Source organism: Streptomyces sp. NPDC052396 (assembly GCF_044593195.1).
GTDB lineage: Bacteria > Actinomycetota > Actinomycetes > Streptomycetales > Streptomycetaceae > Streptomyces.
Map to the genome: position 1 here is coordinate 44884 of NZ_JBIUAW010000024.1, position 14435 is coordinate 59318.

At 70.1% G+C, this 14435-nt stretch carries 9 protein-coding genes and 1 pseudogene; 5 read left to right on the forward strand and 5 right to left on the reverse strand.

Annotated elements, in window-relative coordinates; all coding sequences use genetic code 11:
* Positions 1 to 16: 16 nt before the first annotated feature.
* Genes ACIHFE_RS33265 through ACIHFE_RS33275 form a run of 3 tightly spaced genes read left to right on the forward strand, consistent with a single transcriptional unit; the run spans position 17 to position 4825 of the window.
* Positions 17 to 2650 carry a lantibiotic dehydratase gene (locus tag ACIHFE_RS33265; protein WP_400112622.1) on the forward strand — a complete coding sequence of 878 codons (2634 nt, stop codon included), beginning with the start codon at positions 17 to 19 and terminating at the stop codon, positions 2648 to 2650.
* Entirely contained in the window at positions 2634 to 3650 is a 1017-nt protein-coding gene (locus ACIHFE_RS33270) for a thiopeptide-type bacteriocin biosynthesis protein (protein WP_400112623.1), read from the forward strand. The genes ACIHFE_RS33265 and ACIHFE_RS33270 overlap by 17 nt, the downstream gene beginning before the upstream one ends.
* Positions 3647 to 4825, forward strand: a complete 1179-nt coding sequence (locus tag ACIHFE_RS33275; protein ID WP_400112625.1) for a thiopeptide maturation pyridine synthase — start codon at positions 3647 to 3649, stop codon at positions 4823 to 4825. Before ACIHFE_RS33270 ends, ACIHFE_RS33275 begins: the two co-directional genes overlap by 4 nt.
* Positions 4826 to 4879: 54 nt before the next feature.
* Here the strand turns inward: ACIHFE_RS33275 and ACIHFE_RS33280 are convergent, their stop codons facing one another.
* A complete protein-coding gene (locus ACIHFE_RS33280; protein ID WP_400112627.1) occupies positions 4880 to 7624 on the reverse strand; it encodes a LuxR C-terminal-related transcriptional regulator in 2745 nt (914 codons plus the stop codon).
* Between the two features lie 419 nt (positions 7625 to 8043).
* Positions 8044 to 8391, reverse strand: a complete 348-nt coding sequence (locus tag ACIHFE_RS33285; RefSeq protein ID WP_400112629.1) for a VOC family protein — start codon at positions 8389 to 8391, stop codon at positions 8044 to 8046.
* 192 nt (positions 8392 to 8583) lie between these two features.
* Between ACIHFE_RS33285 and ACIHFE_RS33290 the strand changes: the two genes are divergently transcribed.
* Positions 8584 to 8859: a hypothetical protein gene (locus tag ACIHFE_RS33290; protein ID WP_400112631.1), complete on the forward strand. Its 276-nt coding sequence runs from the start codon at positions 8584 to 8586 to the stop codon at positions 8857 to 8859.
* A gap of 324 nt (positions 8860 to 9183) precedes the next feature.
* Here the strand turns inward: ACIHFE_RS33290 and ACIHFE_RS33295 are convergent, their stop codons facing one another.
* Together ACIHFE_RS33295 and ACIHFE_RS33300 are read right to left on the reverse strand one after the other, a co-directional pair.
* Entirely contained in the window at positions 9184 to 10035 is an 852-nt protein-coding gene (locus ACIHFE_RS33295) for an RCC1 domain-containing protein (RefSeq protein ID WP_400112633.1), read from the reverse strand.
* Between the two features lie 217 nt (positions 10036 to 10252).
* Complete coding sequence (locus tag ACIHFE_RS33300; protein WP_400112635.1) at positions 10253 to 12334, reverse strand: HelD family protein; 2082 nt, start codon at positions 12332 to 12334, stop codon at positions 10253 to 10255.
* Positions 12335 to 12936: 602 nt separating this feature from the next.
* On the opposite strand from ACIHFE_RS33300, the gene ACIHFE_RS33305 reads away from it, so the two are divergent.
* Positions 12937 to 13662, forward strand: a complete 726-nt coding sequence (locus tag ACIHFE_RS33305; RefSeq protein ID WP_400112636.1) for a dienelactone hydrolase family protein — start codon at positions 12937 to 12939, stop codon at positions 13660 to 13662.
* A gap of 19 nt (positions 13663 to 13681) precedes the next feature.
* On the opposite strand, the pseudogene ACIHFE_RS33310 reads toward ACIHFE_RS33305, so the two are convergent.
* Positions 13682 to 14149, reverse strand: a pseudogene (locus ACIHFE_RS33310) (Tn3 family transposase); the annotation flags it as partial.
* Positions 14150 to 14435: the final 286 nt, after the last annotated feature.

Genomic DNA, 14435 nt, shown 5'->3' on the forward strand with positions numbered 1-14435 from the left:
CCCGGTGGCTGGAGCCATGACAGAGGACTTTTCAACCCCGGACCTGCTGGGAGTGCGCATCGGCGGACTGCCGTCGGCGACCCTGGACGAACTGCGCTCCCCGGACCTGTGGCGGCAGTTGGGTACGGTCCTGGCGGGGGAGCGCACCCTGACTTCCGCCACCACGGAGCTGTCGGACGAGCTGTACCGCCTCATCGGCACCGCCGACACCGGCAAACCCCAACTCGTCGCACTGCGCCGGGCGGTGCACAACCGGCGGCCGCTCAACGCCCGCTGCTGGAACGACGAGGTTCGCGCGCTGCTGCCGCCACCCCTGGAACAGGCGGTGCGCGACTGGCTACGGCGCACCGCCGAACTCGGCCGGCAGACCGCGCGACTGGACGAACTCCTCGACCATCACACCCGGGCCGGTCACGCCGTGCTCCGCAAGGCGGTCGCCGAACCGGCCGTCCGCCACGGCCTGGTACTCAGCAGCCCGGTACTCCATGAGCAGTTGGACAAGTGGCTCGCCCGGCCCGACGAAACGCCCCCGGACCGAAGCCTCGCGCTGCGCCTTGCCAAGTACCTGGCGCGGATCACCGTGAAGACCACCCCGTTCAGCACCTTCACGGTCAGCGGGCTTATGCGCTGGAGCACCGGTGAACCGGCCGCGCCGGCCCCGGAGATGACGGTCCGCAGCGTGGTGGAGATCAACATTTGGCTGGTACAGCAGATCGTCCGCCGGCTGAGCCGGCACCCCGCCGTGGAGGCAGGGCTGGGGCTGCGCCTCAATCCGAGCGCCGTACGGGCCGCGGACCGCTGGGAGTTCCTCGGTCCCGGTGGCGAGGAACCCCTGCGCACGCTTGCCGCCTCCCCGGCCGTTCAGATGTGTGTGGACGTGGTCACCGAGACCGGCCGCACCCGGGCCGCCACCGAAGCGGAGGTGGCCGCCCGCACCGGCAGTACGCCGACCCAGGCCGCCGTCTATGTGGGGCGCCTGGTGGAGCTCGGACTGCTGGAGCCCATACGGCCGTTCGCCGACCAGGACATGGATCCGCTCGGCGCGCTGCGCGCCTGGACCGACGCCGCCGGCCCGCAACTGGCCGGCGTCCGCGCCGAACTGGACACCGTCGCCGCCCACCTCGACGGCTACCCCGGCCTCACCGACCCCCAGGAACGCCTGCGCCGCCTGCACGCCGTCGAAGCAGACCTGCGGCGAGTCTCCACCCAGGTCGCGGAACTGACCGCCACCGGCGGCCTCGACCTGCCCGCCAAGAACACCTTTGTCGAGAACGCCGTGCTGACCACCGCACCGCCCGGGCCCGACCGGCGCACCTGGGCCCCCGTCCTGCGCGACCTGGACACCGTACGCCGCCTGTACGCCCTCCTGGACCCCGCGCTGCCCGGCCGGGTCGCGCTGGCCGACGCTTTCACCGAGCACTTCGCGCCCGGCACCGCCGTGCCGCTGCTGACCTTCCACCGGGCGGTCCAGCAGTGGCTGCGCGAGGACCCCGGTCTGCCACCGCTGCTCAGCATGGGCACCCATGGCTACCGTGCGCTCGCCGATCACCGCCTGCCCCGCATCCGCACCCTCGCCCGGGCCCGCGAGGAACTGTGCGCGGCCGCGGCACCACCCGGGAAAGAGGAGACGGCCGAGGCGGACCGCGGCCGCCTGGCCGCCCTGATGGCCGGCTGGCCGTCATGGATGCGAGCACCGGACTCGGTGGCCTTCTATGGGCAGCCCCATGGCACCGGCGAAGCCCCCCGCTTTGTGGTGAACGCGGTGAACTCCGGCCATGGCCGCGGCCGGGACCGCATCGCCCGGCTGCTCGTCCAGGCCGGTGCCGGTGCCGGTGCCGGTGCCGATGCCGCACCGGACGGGCCGGGGCCGGCCGACGGCGTGCTCCTCGCCGACACCTGCCGTCACTTCGGCAGCAACGTCGGACTGCGCACCTCGCTCGTCCCCTTCGAGATCGACTACCCCGAGGGACGCAGCCTGGGCGACCCGGACCGGCGCATACCCCTGGCGGACCTGGAGGTGCGGCACGATCCGGCACAAGGGCTCCTGGTCCTGTGGTCACGCAGCCGCGACGCCGAGGTGCGACCCGTCCACCCGAACCTGATCGCCGAACTGTGGCTGCCCCCGGTGCTCCGGCTGCTGCTGCAGGCGTTCGGGACGACCTCCAACCTGCTGATCCCCGGCCGGCGGATGTTCGGGGACACCTCCCTGGACGCGGTGGACGGTCTGCTCGCCGAACCCCGCGTCATGATCGGCCAGGTGACCGTCAGCCGCCGCCAGTGGGTGTTCCCGGCAAGCCTGGTGCCGGCGCGCGCCGCCGGCGAGAGCGACCGCCGCCATCTGCTGCGGCTGGCCGAATGGCTGGGCGCGCACGGCATTCCGCCGCGCTGCTTTGTACGGGCCCTGGATCCGGGCTCCGTGCTGGACGGGAGCATCTGGCGCGTGAAGTCACGCAAGCCCCTCTATGCCGACTTCGCCAACCCGCTGCTGACCGGCGTCTTCGAACGCCTCCTCGGCAACAGGAACCAGGTGCTCTTCCTCCAGGAGGCGCTGCCCGACCCATCCGACTTCCCGCACCACGGGGCCCATGGCTCCAGGGCGACCGAGTACATCATCGAGATCAACGGAGGACACCATGCCCCACGGGCATAAGCCGCTGGACCCCGCGGCGGCCGACGGCGCCGACTGGGTGTGCGCACACGTCTTCTACGACACGGACCAGGACGCCCTGCTGACCAACTGCGTACGCCCCCTGGTGCGTGAACTGACCGAAGACCGGGTCGTACAACGCTGGTTCTTCCTGCGCTACTGGGAAGGCGGACCGCACCTGCGGCTCAGGCTGCTGCCCCGGCACCAGGACGACCGGGCGCAGGTGGAGCAGCACCTGCTGGAGCGGATCCGGACTTATCTGGCCCGCACGCCGTCGGCAGACGTCGTCGACCGGACGCGCTTCGCCGAAGTGGCCCGCGACCTGGCCGGCCTGGAAGGCCGCTCCGGTCACGACCAGAGCGTCCGCCCCAACAACAGCGTGGAACTCCTGCCCTACGAGCGGGAGCACGATGACTACGGCCACGGTCCGGCCATCGCCGCCGTGGAACGGCACTTCCATGAGTCGAGCGAGCTCGCCCTGTCCATGGTCGCCGCCGGAACCACCGTGGATCAACGCGCCCTGCTCGCCTTCGACCTCGTCGTCGGCGTGTTCGCGCTCTGCGACGAGGTGCGCGAGCAGTGGGCACGGCACGGCGGCCCTCCACTGCCCTTCGGCAGCGGGCCCGAGGCCCCGGGCGTCGAAGAGCGATACCACCTGCAGGGACCGCAACTGCGGCAGCGCGCCCTGCGCGCCTGGCACGAGGCACGCATCGGAGAAGGAAGCGGCCAGCGGGCCTACTGGGCGGCATCCGTGCGCCAGTTGCGCGAGGAGCTGCACACCCTGGAGGACGGCGGCGGCTTCGCCTCGCAGTGGGCCGACTCACCGCTGGCCGGACCGCTCAACCTGACCGGCACCGCCCACCCGGCCACCAGCCTGGTCCTGCTGCGCTGCGCCCACCTGGTCAACAACCGGCTCGGCCTGACCCTGTGGCAGGAGAACCAACTGCGCTTCCTGGTGGGCCGGGTGCTCTCCGATCTGCCCGAGGCGGCGACCGCGACATGACCCCGGCCGAGCACCGGTGGCACAGCATCCATGTGCACCACCACGACGAGCCGGCCGAGCCCGACCTCGTGCTCGACGCGGTGCGCCCGGCGTTCGAGGCGGTCGGCGATGTCATCACCCGTGGCTGGTTCGGGCGGCACTGGCTGCGCGGCCCGCATCTGCGCCTGAACTTCCTCACCGAGCCGGCGGATTGGGAACGCACCGTACGGCCCACGGTCACCGGCCTGATGGAGGCATATCTGCGCGAGCATCCTTCCCGCGCCCGACTGGACGAGGCGGAGCTGGAACCGGTGCACCGCCGGCTCGCGCTGCTCGAGATGGAACCGGGCCCCGTGCGCCCCTGGATACCCGACAACACCGTGCGGGAGCAGCCCTACGACCACCGACTGCCCGTCCTGGGGTCGATGCGGGCCAGTGAGCTGCTTGCCGACTTCCTCGGCGACACCAACGACATGGCCTTCCGTATGTACGCAGATCTGCGCGGGACAGCCGCCCTGCCGGTGCTCGCCCTGGACCTGATGTGGACCACCGTCGCGGCAACGGCCATCCCCTTCCGCAGGGACGAGGCCCCCATCGCCCGCGGGATCCTCTCGCTCCGGTCGCACGCGGACGCCTTCCTCTCCCGTACCCGGGACCCGGATGCGTACCGGGAGCGGTTCGACGAGCGATACCGGCGCCAACGGCCCGCTCTCGCTGCCCGGTTGGGCGCGGTGGAGGCCACGCTGGCGGGGACGGCACCGGACGGGGCCGCCGTACCCTTCGTCGCCGAATGGGCCGAGATGGTGCGGCGTCATCAGCGCGCGGCTCATCCGCTGCTGGCGTCCGGCGAGATGTCGATGCGCGGAGCGGCGGTTGCCCCGCGCATGCCGACCCGTCAGCTCAGCGCCTTCCACCGACTGCTGCGCTCCGGCCACGGTCATGAGGACTTTGTGACCGACGACCAGTGGTTCGCCTCCTTCCGCCTAGTTGTCAACTACCTGTATGTCCACCTGAACCGCATGGGCCTGAAGCCGGTGGACCGTGCCCTGCTGTGCCATCTGGCGGCACGTACTGTCGAGACGGTGCACGCGGTCTCGGCAGCCGACGCCTTCGAGCGGTACGTCATGTCCGCACCGGGGGACGAGGAGCCCGAATGGGCCAGACTCGGCGCGGAGTGGGCGGATGAGGCCCATTGAGACCGCGGTGTCCCGCTCGTCCGTCCCGGCCACCCGGTCCTCGGGGTACGGTGGTCAGGACCGCGAGGGGCGGGCGGCGGGTACCACCTCGGGAAGCTGGCGCCGACCCGCGATGCCGAGTTTGCGATAGGCGCCGGACAGGTGGAACTCCACCGTTCGCAGCGCGACAAACAGCTCTCCCGCTATCTCCCGGTTGGTGTAGCCGTCCCGGGCAAGGGTGAGAATCTTCAGCTCCTGCGGGGTCAAGACGGCCAGCAGCCGGTCCACGGCGGGCTCATGGCGGGCCGCGTCGGCCTGCTTGCGCGCGGTCGTGATCCGCTCCGCCAACGGCGGAGCCCCGCATGATTCGGCCAGGGTGAGCGCGGTATCGAGTTCGCGCAGTGCCTCGTCGTGGCGGCCGGCCCCGCTGAGCGCCACACCCAAGTCCAGCCGGGCGACGGCCAGTTCGAGCCGCGCCGGCGAAGCGGCCAGCGCATCGACGGCGGCGTCCAAGGCACCGAGGTGGTCCGTCGCCGCGAAGGCCGCCACCGCGAGTGCGTGCCGGGCGGTACCGACGGTGCGCGGGGTGCCCCACCGCAGCGCGTCCGTCAGTTCGCTCTCCGCGAGCCGGGTGGCCTCCGCCGGCTGCCCAAGTGCCGTCAGCATCCGCGCGGCGTGCGAACGCCAGGGTGCCACGGCGGGGTTGCGCACGCCGCGTTCGTCCAGCAGCCGGCCGGCCGCCAGGCAGTCCTGCACAGCGCCGGCCAGATCACCGGCACTCTCCCGCGCCACCGCTCGCGCGCTCAGCACGGCCACCGTGTCCTGTCGCACCGGCAGGTCGCCGTCCAGGCCACAGTCGGCCAGTAGACCGAGGGCGGTGTCGGCATCGCCGCGCAGGGCGTGCCCCTCGACCAGTGCCGCGATGCCGAGCGCCCCCAACAGGTGGCCCCTGGCGGCGGCCGGGCGGAGCACGTCGGTGACCGGGGCCAGTGCGCCGAGCACCCCCCGCAGGTCGCCGCGTGCCCGGCAGACGCGGGCCCGCAGTAACTCGGCCATCACGTGCTCCCACTTCCCGGGCCGGGCTCCGGCGACCGGACGGACGCTGCTGCAGCTTGTCCACGCCTCGGCCAGTTCATCGGCGTGGATCAGGGCGGAACAGCCGTGCCACACGCACCATCCGGCGCGGCCCTCGGCCAGCGCGAGACCCGCCTGCCGCACGGCCGTCGGCCGGTCCACACCCACCGCCACCGCATGTGCGGCCCGCAGCGCGGCCAGTTCCCCACCGGCCGCGGGCGTGGCCGGCCGGGCGCCGGCCAGCGCGTCCGGCGACTCCGACGCGCCCGACAGCCAGCCCGGGCCGCCGAGACAGATCAACGCCTTGTGCGCTCGCAGCCGCCACACCTGCGCCGGCGCTTCCGCGCCCAGGCTGCCCAAGGTGTCGTCCAGGACCGCCACCGCATCGGCCGGGCGCCCGCCTCGGGTGAGGAGACCCGCGAGGGCCATCGCGTAGTCGCCGACGGACTCCGGGGCCTCGGCCTCCACCCGGGCACCTTCCAGCCGGCGCTCGGTCCCCGTGGGGTCGACGAACTCGTCCAGCTCGGCGAGCCGGCAGTGCACGGTGGAGCGGATCTTGGGCGGTAACTTCTCCCGCAGTACGCGCCGTAGGTGCTGCGCGGCCTCGTCGGCCTGGCCGGTACGGGCCAGGCGCCGGGCCGCGACCAACAGCTGACGCGCGGCCCAGTTGAGGTCGGTCGGGCCTGCGGCCAGCAGATGTTGGGCGACCCTGGTGGCGCCGAAGTGCCCGTCACGCAGGATCTCGGCGGCTCGCAGATGCAGCCCGGTGCGGGAGCCCACCGGGATCGCACCACGCACCATGCTTCCCACCAGGGGCCGACGGAACACCAGGGGAACGCGATTGGCGAGCACGCCGAACCGGACGAGCTCGTCGAGTGAGCGCATGGCCTGTTCCCGTGTCAGGTTGGCGAGCCGCGCCGCCAGCGAGATCTCGGTGTCCTGGCTGAGCACGGCGACGGCTTGGGCCAGCGCCACCGCATCCGGTCCGAGGCCGTGCAGCCAGCGTGAGTTCCCCGGCATCGCGGTGCACTCCGCCGCCCCGCGCAGATCCTGTGCGGAGGGCGCTCCACCCGCACAGCTGTCGAGCAGTGACAGCAGCAGCCCGGGGTTCCCGCCGGTCAACTCGTAGCAGACCGCCGCGGGCTCTTCCCCGAGGGCGATGCCTCGCTGGGCCGCCAGCTGGACGAGAGCTGCGGGGGACAGGCCGTCGAGGTTCAACTGCTCGGCCGCTACCGCGAGTTCACCGGCCGGCTCGTACCTGAGGCCGACATCGACGGCTGTCTCCGACAGCACGATGATCAAGGGTGATGCCGACTCTGTCTCCGAGACCGCGCGCAGCCACCGCGTGGACCACTGGTCCATGCAGGCCGCGTCGTCCAGGCACAGCAGCGTCGGACCGCGTGAGGTGTGTGCGGAGAACCGGTCCAGCAGCCCGTCCAGGCGGCGGGGAGACGGAGATGGCGCACCGCCGGTCCCCGCCTGCCCTCGCGGCATGGACTCCAGGGATGCGAGAGCCATGTCCACCGCCGCGAGGGGGCGGGCGGGAGCGCGGCGGACCGGTACGGCGGCCACCTGGAACCCGGCGTCCGCGGCGAGACGTCCGAACGCCTCCAGCAGCAAGGACTTGCCGATGCCGGGCTCCCCGCGGACCACCACCACGGTGGGAACTCCCGCGGGCGTAGCGCCGATCAGATTGACGAGTCGCGCCGTCTCGGTTTCACGACCATGCAGCCCGACAAAGGCCATCCCGGGCCCTCCCCACTGTTTCGCTCAGCAATGACGTTTGTCCTCCTACGTGGCTGCGGAGGGAACGGTTCAAAGGCCCGTGCAGGAAGTGCGTTTCGAGCCGCCGGTGTACCAGGACATGCCGGCGTTCCCTGTCCGGCGTCGCGCCCCGGAAGCGGCGGGTGCGGTCCCGGCCCAGGCGTCGGCCCGGGCCGGCGGCGGTGCTCTCCACCGTGCGCCGGATTCGAACCCGGGGGAGTGTGCCGTGGACCATGTGATCCTTCACCTGCTTGTCCGTACCCGGCAGTTGCGCGGCTGGTCGCAGGCGGAGTCGGCCGCCCGGATCCGGGCCGTCGCCGAGGCATACGATCCGGGGCGGTGCGCCTGCGCACCGGCCGCACGCTGTGACCAGCACTTTCACCAGGGAGCGGGAGGGGGCGTCAGCGGTGGCCCAGCACGTTGACCACCCGTCCGCTGGGGTCGCGAACGAAGAACCGCCGCACGCCCCACTCCTCGTCCTGCAAGGGGTGAATGATCTCCGCACCGCTCTCCCGCATGACCGCATAAGCAGCGTCCACGTCGTCCACCTCGACGCTCATGTCGGGGGCGACAGGCCCAGTCTTGTCGCTGGTCATGACACTGATCTGCGCTGCCGGGCCGGACAGGGAAGCAAGCGTCATGATCCAGCCGTGGTTCATGACCTCCTCGAAGCCCAGCAGGCCATAGAACTCCCGGCTCTCCTGCACGGCCTCCGATTGGATGTTGGGTACAACACGGCGAACAGCCATCGATGACTCCAAACGAGAACGAACCTGTCTTGTGTCTCCCCAGGAGTACTACGGCACGTCCGCTGTCGCACGCACTTTCGATATTCGCCCTGGCTGCACGGCAACACTGTGCTTCAGTGCCCAGGTCAGGCGGGTGCGGACTGAAGCACCGGGTGAGAACCGATACCGGCGCGGCGTGGTTGGCCAACGGCCGTGTCTTCATCCGCCCCGACGGTGACCGGCTGCGGGTCCTGCCCTGGCCCCGGGCGCCGAACCCGCCCTGGTGGACGAGGACCGCACGGTGTCCCCGGGGACTTCTTCACCCCCGGCACCGAAGACCGCTACCCCGACGTCTTCGGCCTCCTGCCCGACAACACCACCGGGAACGAAGTCCTGTTGGACCTGCTGGCCAATCTGCCCCGCAAGTCCGTGGCCCTCGGCCACGACGTGAAGGCCAGCACCGACTTCCGCCAGCAGATCGCCGCCTGACACCGGGCTGAAGCCGGGCGCCTCGCGAGGGGCGCCCGGCTCGTGCTTGCTTCCGCGGCAACTCCACCAGCAGCACGGCCCGTTGTCATACCCCGCCGCCATCATGAAGCGCATGGACGACTCCGGCAGCGTTCCCGTACCCAGCAACCGCTGAGGGTGCGTGAGTTGCCGGACTCGCTGCCGCAACGGTGCTGCGGCTGAAGCCGCAGAGAAGGGGGCGCGCCAGTAATGCTGCTGGATTGAACGCTAAGGACTGGAATCAGAATGGGGTTTCTGGAGTCCGGGGTGACGGCATGCCAGTTCGCGTTTGCGCGGCCGGAGGGCTTATGGAAGCCGGACTCCGGACCAGTCATCGACTTCGCACTGTCTGTCGGCATTGTTGCCTGCGGTCACGACTGTGCCGTTGGCACGCAGGCCAAGGGTGTGCGTTGAACCGGCCGCCACAGCGACGATGTCATGCCAATCGCCGACTTCGCACTGTCCGTAGCTGTTGTCTCCCGCTGCGAGGACCCGTCCGGACGCAGTGACTCCAACGGTGTGGTAGCTGCCCGCGCTGAGTGCCACCACCTCTTCCCACTCATCGACCTCGCACGCCCCGGTTGCCCTATCTCCGGTCGCTACTGCCCGCCCGTCGGCTCTGAGGCCGACGGTATGGAGATACCCGGCCGAAATGGCGGCGAGGTCACGCCACCCTTCAACGGCGCACTGCCGTCGTCGGTTGTTCCCCGTGGCCAGTGCAGAACCGTCCGACCGGACGCCGACCGAGTGCCAGTCACCGCACGAGAGGACGACCATCTCGCGCCAGGACTGCACGTCGCACTGTCCTTCCGAACTCCGGCCAACTGCCAGCACGCGGCCATTGGTGAGCAGCCCGAGTGTGCGGCGCCAGCCTGCGGCCACGGCCGTGACGCCTCGCCATCCGGCGACATCACATTGCCCATCGCCATTCCACCCCGTTGCCAGCACCGTGCCGTCCGACCGGAGTCCCACCGTATGAGACCTGCCCGTGTTCGTCGCGGTATGGACGTTGCCAACTGCCAACGCGACGACGTCTTCCCATCGCTCGACACGACATTCAGCGGCTGCGGTATCGCCCACGGCGAGAACGGTTCCATCCCAGCGCCGTCCGACCGAATGACGCCTTCCGGCCGCCAGCGCTGACGAGGTAGCGAGCATTCCGCCTCCTTGCTCTTGGCGCGAGTTCGCGACATGGGGTTCCACCCTACTTTGGACTGGAATCAGGGCGGGGTCCTCAGTCGTCGCCGGCATCTCCCAGCGGATGCATAGGCGACGGAGCCAGTGCAGTAGTGCGGTGGGGCCTTCCACGACCCAGCGGTGTACGCCGGGTCCATACCGCGCCGGGTGCGCCCGCGATGACGCGGGCGCCGAGCCGTCAGACGGGCTGGACGGTGATGGTGCAGAGGCGCTTGGTGGCCCGGGTCAGGGCTACGTACAAGTCCCTTTCCCCACCGGGACGGTTCGTGATGATTTCCTCGGGGTTCATGACGACGACCCCGTCGAATTCCAGGCCGCGTGCTTCGGACGCCGGCACGATGCGTGCGTGGTGAGCGATGCCCTGGGCCGTCAGCTCGCTCACCCTGGTGTCCGCGCAGATCACTCCCAGAAGTTCGCCCGGGTGCGCGGTGCTCTGGGCGCGGAGTTCCTGGACGACGGCGGTGACCAACCCGTCCGCAGGTGTGGTCACGGTGCGAGGGCTGTCACCGCTTCGCAGTGACCGTGTGGGCTTCTGGTCCGGAGCGATCCGCGTGAGAAGGTCCCGGACGCTCTCCAGGATCTCCTGCGTGGTGCGGTAACTGACGGTCAGGTTGTGCAGTTTGAACCGCGGTCCGACGTGGGGGCTCAGTGCTTCCTTCCAGTCGCGTGCCGTCGCCACCGGGCCTGCCTGGGCGAAGTCACCCACCAGCGTCATCGCCCTTGCCGGGCAGCGGCGGACGATCATCCGCCACTGCATGGCGGTCAGTTCCTGTGCCTCGTCGACGACGACGTGCCCGTACGTCCGCTCAGGGGAGCCGTCGACCAGGTTCGCGGCCTCGTCCAGCAGCGGCACATCGGCATCGGTCCACGGGTCGTCCGGACCGCGCTGCAGAAGGGACCGCTCCTGCGCGGTCAGGCGGGGCAGGTGCTCGGCGAGAGCGCCGGCGTCCGTCAGGAGCGACTTCACGAGGTCACCGGGTACCAGCCGCGGCCACACCACCTCGACCGCTCGGTCGACGCCGGCGTCGTCGAGGAGACCGGCTCGGATGGCGTCCAGGTCCAGTTCGTGGACCGGCCCCGGGTCGGCCGCACCTTCGGCACGGTGCTGGGCGACTCCCGTGAACCGGTCGAGGTTCAGGCCCGTCATCCTTTCGGCATCGGCGTCGATCTGCTCCAGAAGGTCGCCCATGTCTCGTTGCATCGCGTCGGTGACGGCGTCGACCATGAGCTCTTTGAACACCTGGCGCGCGGGGTTGTGCCCCGATACGGCTGCCAGGGCGGCATCGCGTGCGGTGGCGACTTCCTCGTCGGAAAGGTGAATCAGTTCCTGTCCGACCCGCACGGTGAAGTCACCGGCGGGGGCTTGGTGGACGCGCAGCAGGCCGGCCAGGGCATCGGCGAGGTCGGACCGTCCCTTGAGACGCGCCGTGTCGGACGGGCCCACCGTGTCCGTGGACACTCCGGCCAGTTCCCGGCAGGTCGCCAGAACTACGTCGTTCTCTCCGAGCGAGGGAAGGACCTGGGAGATGTAGTCGAGGAACCGGGCGTTCGGGCCCACCACCAGGACACCCTCCTCCGTGGCGCGCGGGAACGCGTACAGGACATAGGCCGCCCGGTGCAGGGCGACCACCGTCTTGCCGGTGCCGGGCCCGCCCTGCACCACGGTCACCCCGCGGTGGGCGGAGCGGACGATCTCGTCCTGCTCGGCCTGCAGCGTCGCGACGGCCGCGTGCATTCTGCCCGTACGCCGTGCCGACAGAGCCTCGGTCAACGGGCCGTCCCCCACGACGTCCTCGTCGGTCGGGGCAGTCCCGTCCAGCAGCTCGTCGCTCACCGAGACGACCGTGCGCTCCGCAAGGCGCAGGTGCCGGCGCCGCCGCAGGCCCATCGGGTGGACCGGTGTCGCCTCGTAGAAGGGCCGCGCAGCGTTCGCACGCCAGTCCACGAGCAGAGGCAGGTCATCCTCCTCCGTATGCAGTCCGATCCGCCCGATACGCAGGGCCGTGCCGTCCGTCCAGTCGATGCGCCCGAAGACCAGCCCCTTTTCGGCACCCTCCAGCCGGCCTATTTCCTTGGCCAGACGCTCGGCGGCGATTTCTCTCTCGTATGCCTCACCGGCGCTTTCCGCCGGGGCCTTCAGCACACTCGCTCGAGTTTCTCGCGCCTCGGAAAGTCGCTCGGTGAGCAACTCATACAAGGAGGACACATAATCCTGCTCTGATTCAACCGCACGCACAGCGGGATCGTTTATTTTCGACAACAGGGGGCTCCTTCGATTCGAGTCACACCATACGGTCAAGGTTCCCTGAAGATAAGTCTTGACTTACTTGTTGAAGTCATGCCCCTACAGCTGAATCCATGACGGCTGACCTTATGGCGTGTCATGCATCCCGCCGTTCCGTATATCGCTGATTGCGCTTCCGATGCCCGCATTCCCTATGAGCGAGCCCGCCCTTGGATGCCGGCGATGATTTGCCGCGCTCGGGAAAAAAAAGGGGGGAAGATCCGGCGAGGCGACCGGCGCCATCGAGCTCACTGCCAGGGGGCATCTGGTCGCTTCGTCCGGCGACCCGACCGAGGAGACAGGTACGGAATGGGTTGCGCCCTTGACCGGTCCACCACTGCCCAACCGTGCCGACGGCCCCATCTCAGGACCGCAGCACCACGTCGTCGTCGGTCGCGGCCGACCCAGAGAACGGATCGGTGAACTCTCACCCCGTTCGCCGCCGAGACGCCCGGCGGCGGGCCCGTCCATGCCCGGACCAGCCGACCCGATCCGGGTGATGCAGTCGGGACAGACTGCTGTCTGCCATCAGTGAACTTCACCCCGAGCGGGCGCAACGGCCATTACCGTCCAGTCGCATGACGACGGTCACAACCCGTACGGTCGAATACCCGGCCGACAACCTGACGATGATCGGATACCTCGCGCTCCCAGCCGGTGCCGAGCGCCGGCCCGCAGTCCTGATCGGACCCGAGGGGATGGGGCTCAGCGATGTCGAGCGCCGGCGGGCCGAGGCTCTGGCCGAGCTGGGGTATGTGGCGCTGGCCTTCGACCTCCACGGCGGACGCTATTTGGAAGACCCAGAGGAAATGCTGGCCCGTTGCATGCCGCTGCTCGCCGATCCCGACCGCATGCGAGGAATCGGTCACGCCGCGCTCAACGTGTTGCGTGCCGAACCACGGGCCGACCCCGACCGGACCGCCGCCGTCGGCTACGGCACCGGGGGCGCAGTCGCACTGGAACTCGGTCGCGATGGCGTCGACCTGCGCGCGATTGGGACAGTCAACGCACTGACCACGGGCCGACCGGGCGAGGCGGCACGCATCCGCTGCCCGGTATGGGCCGGGGTCGGGTCGGAAGACCCGATCATGCCGCCTGCGCAACGGGAGGCGTTCACCGCTGAGATGCAGGCCGCGGGCGTCGACTGGCGCCTCATGGTCTACGGAGGAGCCCTTCACGCCTTCCACCACCCACCGGTCGACCACCCCGCAGTACCCGGCGTCGGCTACCACCCACGGCACGCGCAGCGAGCCTGGCGTGACATCGTCGCCCTGCTCGCCGAGTGCCTGCCCGTCACGGATTGATCCGGTCGGCTCCTGATATTCACTCCTGGCTGTCGTTGTCGTCTTTGTTCAACTCGGCTGTGTCTGGGTCGCGTAGGGGGTGCAGGGTGCTGGCGGCTGGGGTGGAGGTGGTGAAGCTGTAGCGGGCCAGGCAGTTCAGGTTCCGGTGCTTGAGCGGGGGCAGTTGTGCGATGTCCTCGTCCCTGGTGTCGTGGCTCTCGGAGCGGAGTTGGGTGACGGTGGCGTCGATGTAGCGTGTCGTCCGGAGCACGGCCGCGTTCAGAACGGGACCCAGCGAGCTCAACTGATTTTCCATTCCTTCTCGGTATGCCTGGTGGGTGGTGCTCTTTTTGCCATGGCGGATGTCCCGGGCCGGCTTGTGGCGGGATTCCTGGAGGGTGAGCTGCTTGTGTATCTGGCGGTGGTAGGTGTCATCCATGGGGCCGACGACGGTGAGCAGGTGCAGGGTTTTGGCGATCTGCCCGTACTCGGCGATCGCCTGCCCTAGCCTCGATCTTTCATGACGGTCCGTCGGTTCTTCTGGCGGGCCGTTTTGGCTGCTTGGGGTGTTGAGGGGCGTGTTGTGGGCCCGGCTGTCGCGTCGGGTGGGCGCCGGGTTCCACGGCTCCGGTGGGCTGGTGCTGCTCGCAGGGACGGGAAGATGCTGGTCAGCCGGGGTTCGGCAGGGCTTCGAGCCGCGCCAGGGCATCGGTGATCACGCTGGTCCAGGGCCAGTGCCTGGCGAGGCGGAGGATGCGCCGTCGGCCGGTGCTGACGAGGCGGGCGGCGGCGGA

Coding starts and splice junctions, on each gene's coding strand:
- ACIHFE_RS33265 (WP_400112622.1), top strand. CDS start 17: ATGACAGAGGACTTTTCAACCCCGGACCTGCTGGGAGTGCGCATCGGC.
- ACIHFE_RS33270 (WP_400112623.1), top strand. CDS start 2,634: ATGCCCCACGGGCATAAGCCGCTGGACCCCGCGGCGGCCGACGGCGCC.
- ACIHFE_RS33275 (WP_400112625.1), top strand. CDS start 3,647: ATGACCCCGGCCGAGCACCGGTGGCACAGCATCCATGTGCACCACCAC.
- ACIHFE_RS33280 (WP_400112627.1), bottom strand. CDS start 7,624: ATGGCCTTTGTCGGGCTGCATGGTCGTGAAACCGAGACGGCGCGACTC.
- ACIHFE_RS33285 (WP_400112629.1), bottom strand. CDS start 8,391: ATGGCTGTTCGCCGTGTTGTACCCAACATCCAATCGGAGGCCGTGCAG.
- ACIHFE_RS33295 (WP_400112633.1), bottom strand. CDS start 10,035: ATGCTCGCTACCTCGTCAGCGCTGGCGGCCGGAAGGCGTCATTCGGTC.
- ACIHFE_RS33305 (WP_400112636.1), top strand. CDS start 12,937: ATGACGACGGTCACAACCCGTACGGTCGAATACCCGGCCGACAACCTG.